Genomic DNA, 8,222 nt, shown 5'->3' with positions numbered 1-8,222 from the left:
AGGGGACCGTGAAGCAGATGGTGAAAGGGACCGCCAGCGCGATCCCGGGCCCCGTGCACGAGGGGACGTGACACCTGTCATGGGTCGTCCCCCACCGAAACGCACTTGCCGCCCACCCCTTCCCCGCGCACACTGCTGCCATGAGAACAAGCACAGCAATCAGCGCCCGCGGTCTCACGCGGCGCTTCGGGAGCGTCACGGCCGTCGACGACATCTCCCTCACGGTCCCCGTCGGCCAGATCGTCGCCCTCCTGGGCGCCAACGGCGCCGGGAAGACCACCCTCATCGACATGCTCCTCGGCATGACGGCCCCCACCAAGGGCACCTCAGAACTCTTCGGAATGCCCGCCCGCGACGCCATGCGCCGCTCCCTGATCGGCGTCGTCCACCAGAGCGGCGCGCTCCCCATGGACTACACCGTGAAGGAGGCCGTGGGACTCTTCGCGCGCACCCACCCCCACCACCTGCCCGTCGACCAGATCCTCGACGAGACCAAACTCGGCCCCTTCGCCCAGCGCACCATCCGCAAGCTCTCCGGGGGCGAGCGCCAGCGGGTGCGCCTCGCGCTCGCACTGCTGCCCGACCCCTACCTGCTGGTCCTCGACGAGCCGACCGCAGGGATGGACGCCACCGCCCGCCGCGAGTTCTGGGAGGTCATGCGCGCCCAGGCCGCCGAAGGGCGCACGATCCTCTTCGCCACCCACTACCTCGCCGAGGCGCAGGACTTCGCCCAGCGCACCATCATCCTCAAAGCCGGCCGCATCATCGCCGACGCCCCCACCGACGAGCTGCGCCAGCGCGGGCGCACCACCCACATGTCCATCGCCGTCCCCGAGGAGTCCGGCCCCGGCCTCGTCGAGGAACTCCACAACGCCAACCCCCAGTGGAAGGCCTCCTACGAGGGGGGCCGCGTCCACGCCACAGGGAGGGACATGGACGACGCCGCCCGCATCGCGCTCGCCCACCCCGGGGCCCACGACATCTCAGTGACCGCCTCCACCCTGGAGGACGTCTTCACCGAACTCACCGCCTGAGCCCCACAAGTCGAAAGAAACAGCAATGACCACCATCACCATCTCCCGAGAACCCGCGTCCGGCTGGAACGGAGCGGCGCTGCTGGGCTGGTACACCTTCTGGAAGAACCTCACCAACCCCTTCTCCATCGGTTTCGCCATCCTGCTGCCCATCGGCATGTACTTCATGTTCGGCACCGGCCAGTCCTACTCCGACATATGGACGGTCAACGGGAACGTCGCGGCCACCGTCCTCGTGTCGATGACCCTCTACGGCGTCTTCCTCACAGTCGCGTCCCTGGCCACCAACACCGCCCTGGAGAGGACATCGGGCATCTCCCGCCTCTACGCGACCACTCCCCTGAGCCCCCTCGCCAACACCTGCGCACGGATCTGCGCCTCCATGGGCATCGCCGTGGTCGTCACGGCCATCACCTACGGCGTCGGCGCGGCGACGGGGGCCAAGATGGACGCCTCGGCATGGATCCAAACCCCCCTGCTGATCCTGGCGTCCTCCATCCTGGCCTCCGCACAGGGCCTGGCGGTGGCCTTCGCGGTGCGCTCCGACGGCGCGTTCGCCGCATCCAGCGCGGTCACCGTCTTCAGCGGATTCCTGTCCGGCATGTTCATCCCCATCAACCAGATGGGCTCCTTCTTCCAGACCATCGCCCCCTACGCGCCCATGTACGGCATCGTGAACCTCACGCTGCTGCCCGTCTACGGGTGGGAGACCTTCAAATGGTCCTACGTGGCGAACCTGATCGCATGGATCCTGTTCTTCGTGCTCCTAGCCGCATGGGCGCAGCGCCGCGACACCGCGCGATGAGGCCCTCGGCGCCGGCGGCACCTCCCGGAGCCGTCGGCGCCGCGCACCGCCCTCCGACAACCCCCTCCCCCACCCGTGGCCGGGCCCCGGCCGTGGAACAATACCACCATGACGACCACCAGCACCCCCCGCGCCGCAGTGCGCCCGATCAGCGCCAGCGCGCTCCGCGACTTCATGGCGCGCCATCCCACCATCCACTCGCTCGCGTGGGCGCTGCCCTTCCTCGTCTTCCTCGCCTTCCCCATCGGCTCCGCCCTGGATGAGGGGCTGGACACCCTGCGGGGCGCCGGCCAGCTCACCACCTCCGTCCTCATAGGCGGCGCCTACCTGGCCACGTGGATCTTCAACCCCGTCCCCCGCCAGAGCGAGCGCCTGACGACCAGGTTCACCATCACGCACTCCGTCCTGCTGGGCGCGGAACTGGCGGCCTTCGCGTTCGGCCACATCATCGGGGTGCCCGGGACCTTCCCCATGCTGTCGTACCAAACCAGCGCGTGGGTCCTGCAATCGCCCCGCCGCATCTACCCCTCGGGGACCGCCGCGTTGGTGGCACTGACGTGCGTCCAGGCGTCCGCCGACGGCTACCCCTTCTACTACGGCCTCTACGTGCTCTTCCCCGTCATCGTGACCACCATGGCGCGCCACGCCATCGACAGGGACAACGAGGAGCGCCTCGTCCACCAGCAGGCCCTCCTGGTGGCCAAGGACCGCGAGCGCCTGCGCCTGTCCGGGGACCTCCACGACATCCTCGGCCACTCATTGACCGCGATCCACATAAAAGCGCAACTGGCCGCCCGCTTCCTGGACGCCGGGCGCGCCGAGGAGGCCGCCGCGCAGGTGGACGACCTGATCGACATGTCCCAGTCCGCCCTCTCCGACGTGCGCGCGATCGTCGCCGAGAACCGCCGCCTGTCGCCCCGCGAGGAGCTGGAGTCCGCCCGCAGCCTGCTGGAGGTCGCCCGCATCGACGTGATCATCACCAACACCGGGGAGCCCCCCGCGGGTATCCGCTCCTCCCTGGCGGGGCACGTGATCCGCGAGGGCATCACGAACGCCATCGCGCACGCCCACCCCACGCGCGTGTGGATCGCCCTGTCCCCCACCGGGGTCTCCGTGACGAACGACGGGTACTCCGCCTCGTTCTCACGGTCCTCCTCCGGCTCGGGCACGGGGCTCGAGGGGCTGCGCGAACGCGCCGCGACGGAGGGGACCGTCACGTGGGGGCCGACTGGGTCCACCTGGTGCGTGGCCCTCGCCTTCCACGGGACCGGGGCCGATAACCCCCCTGCGGCCCACGAGCATCCTGTTATCGTGGACGCACCGCAGCCGACCGCGAAGGGCATCCTATGAGCATCCGCGTCCTTGTAGCCGACGACCAGGCCATGATCCGCGGCGCCCTGGCCTCGTTGCTCGACTTGGAGCCGGACATCGAGGTCGTCGCCCAGGCCTCGAACGGGCGGGAGGCCGTGGAGGCGCTCGCCCCAGCGGCACGGGGCACGGGAAAGGGCGGAGCCGGGGAGGACGGGGGCGGCCACGACGGGAGCGGGGCCGTCGATGTGGCGGTCCTCGACATCGAGATGCCCATCATGGACGGGATCACCGCCACCGAGACGATCCGCCGCCGGTTCCCGGCGACGCGCGTGCTCATGGTGACCACTTTCGGCCGGCCCGGCTACCTGCAGCGGGCCCTCGACGCGGGCGCCACCGGTTTCATGGTCAAGGACGCGCCCGTGGACCAGCTGGCGGACGCCGTGCGCCGGGTGGCCAAGGGCCTGCGGGTCGTGGATCCGACGCTCGCCGTGGAGACCCTGTCGCGCGGCACGTCCCCGCTGACCGAACGCGAGTCCGACGTGCTGCGCGCGGTGTCCACCGGCGGCACCATCGCCGACATAGCCCGCGAGATGCGCCTGTCCCAGGGGACCGTGCGCAACCACGTGTCCTCCGCGATGCTCAAGACCGAGGCGCGCACCCGCGCGGAGGCGGTGCGCATCGCCACCGAGTCCGGCTGGCTCTGACGCCGGCCCGCGCGGCTCATGTGGTATCAGAGCGATACCATCCCCGTATGGCAATGACACTCCGACTCGACCAGGACCGCGCGCGCAAACTCGAAGAGCTCGCGCAGCGCTCCGGCACGTCGAAACACGATGCCGTTCTGCACGCGATCGACGAGGAGTTCAGCCGCACGACCCACCACCAGCGCGTGAACGACGCACTCAGCCGAACCGTTGAGCGCTGGGGGGACGCCATAGAGCGACTGGGACAGTAGCGCTGTGCAGTGCGAGTTCCTCTCACTCAATCACATGACGATCAAGGGATGCGTATCGAACGACGACGTGGTCGACCTGGTGATCGCGGCAGCGTCCTCCGATATCGGCTTGGCCCAGATCGAAGAAACGCTCGCTGACTGGACGGAGAGCCCCGGCTCAGCGCCGACAAGCGCACCGCCGACTGCACGAGCGTCGAGATGGAGGCCCTCATCTCTGTGACGGTCGCCGCGCTGGCGGTCATCGACATGGCCAAGGGCGTCGACCGCTCCGCACTCGCCCCAGGACCGGGCCCAGGCCGACTCCCCCCCGGGCACGCACACAAGGACTCTGATTTACGCAACACGCGCCGCACACAACGGCTTGATCCCGCCCTTGTGTGCGGTCCCGTGTTTCCTAATTCCCTCCCTTGTGTGCGACACAAGGGGGACCGGAGCAAGGGCGGGCCCACGGAAAAGGAACGGCTGGATTCCGGCGGGTTCGCGGGGAGAACAGCGGACCATTGCCCGCATCCCTTTGAAGGCCGCGGTTAGAGCCGCGCCCTAGCCTCGCATGAGCCACGGCTTGCGGGCGAGGCGGGGCAAGAGCCACGCGCCCAGGCAAGTGCCGAGCGTATTCGTGATGACGTCGTCGATGTCGACGACGCGGTACGTGCACGGCACGACGCCGAACAGCCCCGTCCATTGGGCGAACTCGATGAGGCACGACAGCGCGCACCCGAGCCCGGCCCACGCCCAAAGGCTCCGCGCGCCCCGCGCCCCGTCCCCGCGGCGGGTTGCCTCCCCGAGCGCGCCCAAGGGTACGAAAAGGAGAACGTTGAGCCCGATCGACAGGCCGTAGAGCACGGCGCGCAGGGTCTGGCCGTCCTGGAACTGCTGGACCACGGCCGCCAACGATCCGAAGGGGACGTAGTTGTCCCAGTGGATGATGGACGCGCACGCCCGCGCGGGATCGCGGGGCAGGGGCAGGAGCGTGAAGATCAACAGCCCCGGCACGTACAGGGCCCACAGCAGTGGCAGCAGCCGCCGACCCCTCCACGTCCACGGGGCCGGGGCGCTCCCGGCCCCGGCCCCGGCGCTCAGGGCGGGGCGGAAAGAGCGGGCGGGGTGGACGGTTCGGGCGGGTCGAGCGGATCGGACAGGCTGAGCGGACTGGGCGAGGGGCGCGCGGGCGCCCCACAACCACCACGCGCCGACGACCACCACCGCCACCGCGCCGAAGAGCAGGCAGTCCTGCGCCCAGTGGATGGCTGTGTTCACGTGTCCTCCTCCAAACCGTTCCCATCCGAGACTAGCCGCGATGAGGGGGCGGAGGCGCACGGGCGTTGGGAACACCACGCCGACAGCACCGCCGCTCCCGCCCGGTGGCGCCGCCCGGGACGGCCCCCAGTCGCCCACGCGGGCGCGCAGCGCCTCCCCCGAGGGCAGCGCGCCCCCAGGAAGGACCGGGGCGGCAGAGGAGCCGCCACCCGTTCCCGCCGCCCCTAGGAGCACCCCCCGAGCACGGCCGCCATCGCGTCCCGCTCCGCCTGCGTCACCGACAGGCCGTAAGTGGTCTTCACAACGATCTGGCGCTGCACGTACTCGCAGCGGAACGCCTTGTTCGGCGGCAGCCACTGGTCCGCCGACGCAGCGGATTTGCGCTCGTTGGCCGCGCCATCGACCGCCAGCAGGTTGTCCATGTCATTGGCGAACTCCTGGCGCTCGTCGCCGTCCCACTGCCATGCGCCCGAGCGCCACGCGTCGGCGAGCGCCACCACGTGGTCGATCTGGACCAGTTGCGACGTGTCCTGGCCGCGCTCGAACTCCACCGTCGAGCCCGTGTAGGGCTCGGCCAGAGTGCCGGAGAGGACGACGCAGTCGTGGGTGCCCGGTTTGAAGACAGGCCGCGCCAAGTCCCTCGCCAGCACGTCGTTGCGGGTGTCGCAGCCGTTGTGGTCCGTGTCCGCCCACCGCTGCCCGAACTCGTCGCGGGAGTACTCGGGCACCGACGCCTCGTCGGAGGGCCCGCGCACGGGCAGCGCCCTCAGCCTCTGGAACCAGGCGCCGTCCGACTGCGCTGCGCCGTCGCCCGACTGGCCGCCGAGGTCGAACAAATCCCATCCCACGCCCGGGGCGAACGCCCACACGAGCAGGGCGACCACCACGGCCAATGCCGCCCAGTCCCCCGCACGCGCGCGCCTGCGCCTGCGCCGCCTCGCCATCTCGTCCTCCTCGCGTCGTGCGCCCGGGTGCGGGCGCGCTTCCATCATGCTCCAGGGCGCACTCATCTGCGTCCCTCACAGAGGAATTGTGGATCCCCCGCGCCCCATCGGCCGTGGCTGGGGACGAGCGGCCACCGGAGCCCGCCTGTGGACCCAGTACGCCTGGCTCAGCGCCTGGCGGACCAGAGCTGGCGGACGAAGTACACGACGACGATGATCAGCGTCAGCCCGCCCATCGCGACCAACTGCTGGCGCCCGGTCTCGCTCCACGCCATCAGGCCCGCGACGAAGGCCAGGCCGGCCAGCACCACCCACCCCAGCCACGGCCACCCGGGCATGCGGATGGCGATTCGGCCCGAGGCCTCCAAGGAGCGGTGCAGGCGCATCTGCGCGATCAGGATGAAGGTCCACACGATCAGCAGCACCATTCCCACCGCGTTGATGAGCAGTGACAGCGCCGTTTCGGGCAGGTACCAGTTCAGCGCCACGGAGATCAGCGACAGCGCGATGATGAGTCCGACGGCGCGCCGGGGCGTGCGCCCTCGGGCGATGTCCCCGTGGTCCTCGTCGGCCAGGACCTCCTCGAGCCCGGCCAGCCCCGCCTCCTCGGGGCCCTGCGGGGCGACCGCGGCCTCCTCCCCATCACGGGCGGCGCCTCCCGGAACGGCAGGGGCGTCCGCGCGGGCGGCCCCCGCCTCGTCCGCGGCCCCCGGCCCGTCCGCGGAGGAAACACCGGGAGCCGCTGCGGAGCGCGCCTCGTCGGCCGCGATGATCGCCGAGGCGGAGACCTGGGGGGCGCCCAGGAGCCAGCGCCAGCCCATCCCCCTGGCGGACAGGGAGTAGGCCATGCGGCTTGAGGCGTACACATTCGCCGAATAGGCGGAGATGAGCGCCATGAAGATGATGACCTCCATGACGGTGCCGACGTAGGGGACGCCCGCCATCGACAGGATCGCGGCGAACGCGCCCGTCCGCATCTCCTGGCCGTCCCACGGCAGCAGGGCGATCATGAGGACCACGGAGCCGACGTAGAACACCAGGATCCGCATGATGACGGAGCGGATGGCGCTGGACATGGCCGCCTGGGCGTCGTCGGCCTCGGCGGCGGCGATCGTGATGATCTCGATACCGCCGAACGACGTGATCACGGCCAGCAGTCCAACGGCGATGCCGCCCATGTGCTTGGGGGCGAAGCCCCCGTGCCCGAAGACGTTGGTCCAGATGGGCTCGTGCCCGGGCAGCGGGCCCAGGACCAGCGAACGGCCCACCAGCACGACGCCGACGACCAGGAAGGCGACGATGGCGACGACCTTCACCATGGACAGCCACGCCTCGACCTCCCCGTAGCGCCCCGCGGCCATGAGGTTGACGGCGCCCAGGACGACGACGACCGCCAGGGCGACCAGCCACCGGGGGGTGGAGGGGAACCATCTGACGAAGATCTCCGCGGCCCCGCTGATCTCGATGCCTGTGACCATGATGAGCATGATCCAGTAGAGCCACCCGATGGTGAAGCCCGCCCACCGGCCGATCCCGGCCTCCGCGTAGGTCGAGAAGGAACCGGTCGAGGGCAGGGCGGACGCGAGCTCGGCCAGGGCGAACATGACGGAGACGACGATGAGGGCCGCGAGCGCGTAGGACACGAGCACGGCGGGCCCGGCTTCGGCGATGGCCTGCCCAGTCCCCAGGAAGAAGCCTGCGCCGATGGCCAGGCCGAGCGCCATCATCGACAGGTGGCGCGTCTTGAAGCGGCTGGTGCTGGGAGCGGCCGGGACGGGGGTCGCGCCTCGTTGGTCGGGGGTGGTCGTCACTGTGCGCCTTTCGTCCGGCCCGCGGGCCGCTTGTCCAACACCCATTAGGGTAACGAGGCGGGGGCCGGCCCGCGCGGGGCGCCCATTCCCCGGCACCGGACGGCC

At 70.5% G+C, this 8,222-nt stretch carries 8 protein-coding genes and 1 pseudogene; 6 read left to right on the top strand and 3 right to left on the bottom strand.

The window, feature by feature from the left end:
- The first annotated feature begins 140 nt into the window (after positions 1–140).
- The 6 genes and pseudogenes from BH719_RS07485 to BH719_RS09410 form a co-directional block, all read left to right on the top strand.
- The gene (locus tag BH719_RS07485) at positions 141–1,034 is read left to right on the top strand and encodes an ABC transporter ATP-binding protein (protein ID WP_009744217.1); all 894 of its coding nucleotides are present in this window, start codon (positions 141–143) and stop codon (positions 1,032–1,034) included.
- Between the two features lie 25 nt (positions 1,035–1,059).
- Positions 1,060–1,839 (top strand): ABC transporter permease, encoded by a 780-nt coding sequence (locus BH719_RS07480; RefSeq protein WP_009744216.1) that lies wholly within the window; start codon positions 1,060–1,062, stop codon positions 1,837–1,839.
- Between the two features lie 108 nt (positions 1,840–1,947).
- Positions 1,948–3,189 carry a histidine kinase gene (locus BH719_RS07475; protein ID WP_009744215.1) on the top strand — a complete coding sequence of 414 codons (1,242 nt, stop codon included), beginning with the start codon at positions 1,948–1,950 and terminating at the stop codon, positions 3,187–3,189.
- The gene (locus tag BH719_RS07470) at positions 3,186–3,854 is read left to right on the top strand and encodes a response regulator transcription factor (protein ID WP_009744214.1); all 669 of its coding nucleotides are present in this window, start codon (positions 3,186–3,188) and stop codon (positions 3,852–3,854) included. Before BH719_RS07475 ends, BH719_RS07470 begins: the two co-directional genes overlap by 4 nt.
- A 47-nt stretch (positions 3,855–3,901) precedes the next feature.
- A complete protein-coding gene (locus tag BH719_RS07465; protein WP_009744213.1) occupies positions 3,902–4,105 on the top strand; it encodes a type II toxin-antitoxin system VapB family antitoxin in 204 nt (67 codons plus the stop codon).
- Between the two features lie 156 nt (positions 4,106–4,261).
- Positions 4,262–4,378: pseudogene (locus tag BH719_RS09410) on the top strand (cyclic pyranopterin monophosphate synthase MoaC); the annotation flags it as partial.
- 267 nt (positions 4,379–4,645) lie between these two features.
- Here BH719_RS09410 and BH719_RS07455 read toward each other — a convergent pair.
- The 3 genes from BH719_RS07455 to BH719_RS07445 all read right to left on the bottom strand — a co-directional run bounded on the left by BH719_RS07455 (position 4,646) and on the right by BH719_RS07445 (position 8,033).
- A complete protein-coding gene (locus BH719_RS07455; protein WP_009744210.1) occupies positions 4,646–5,362 on the bottom strand; it encodes a VanZ family protein in 717 nt (238 codons plus the stop codon).
- A gap of 224 nt (positions 5,363–5,586) precedes the next feature.
- Complete coding sequence (locus BH719_RS07450) at positions 5,587–6,306, bottom strand: HNH endonuclease family protein (protein WP_034255373.1); 720 nt, start codon at positions 6,304–6,306, stop codon at positions 5,587–5,589.
- A gap of 167 nt (positions 6,307–6,473) precedes the next feature.
- Positions 6,474–8,033 carry an amino acid permease gene (locus tag BH719_RS07445; RefSeq protein ID WP_245683337.1) on the bottom strand — a complete coding sequence of 520 codons (1,560 nt, stop codon included), beginning with the start codon at positions 8,031–8,033 and terminating at the stop codon, positions 6,474–6,476.
- Positions 8,034–8,222 lie beyond the last annotated feature (189 nt).

The organism is Pauljensenia hongkongensis, assembly GCF_001746855.1.
GTDB lineage: Bacteria > Actinomycetota > Actinomycetes > Actinomycetales > Actinomycetaceae > Pauljensenia > Pauljensenia hongkongensis.
The sequence above is the reverse complement of the archived record's forward strand: the minus strand, read 5'-3'. Positions and strand labels throughout refer to the sequence as shown.

Bases quoted from the DNA above. Each gene is read 5' to 3' on its own strand.
- BH719_RS07475 (WP_009744215.1), top strand. From the start codon at position 1,948: ATGACGACCACCAGCACCCCCCGCGCCGCAGTGCGCCCGATCAGCGCC.
- BH719_RS07480 (WP_009744216.1), top strand. From the start codon at position 1,060: ATGACCACCATCACCATCTCCCGAGAACCCGCGTCCGGCTGGAACGGA.
- BH719_RS07470 (WP_009744214.1), top strand. From the start codon at position 3,186: ATGAGCATCCGCGTCCTTGTAGCCGACGACCAGGCCATGATCCGCGGC.
- BH719_RS07450 (WP_034255373.1), bottom strand. From the start codon at position 6,306: ATGGCGAGGCGGCGCAGGCGCAGGCGCGCGCGTGCGGGGGACTGGGCG.
- BH719_RS07485 (WP_009744217.1), top strand. From the start codon at position 141: ATGAGAACAAGCACAGCAATCAGCGCCCGCGGTCTCACGCGGCGCTTC.
- BH719_RS07465 (WP_009744213.1), top strand. From the start codon at position 3,902: ATGGCAATGACACTCCGACTCGACCAGGACCGCGCGCGCAAACTCGAA.
- BH719_RS07445 (WP_245683337.1), bottom strand. From the start codon at position 8,033: ATGATGGCGCTCGGCCTGGCCATCGGCGCAGGCTTCTTCCTGGGGACT.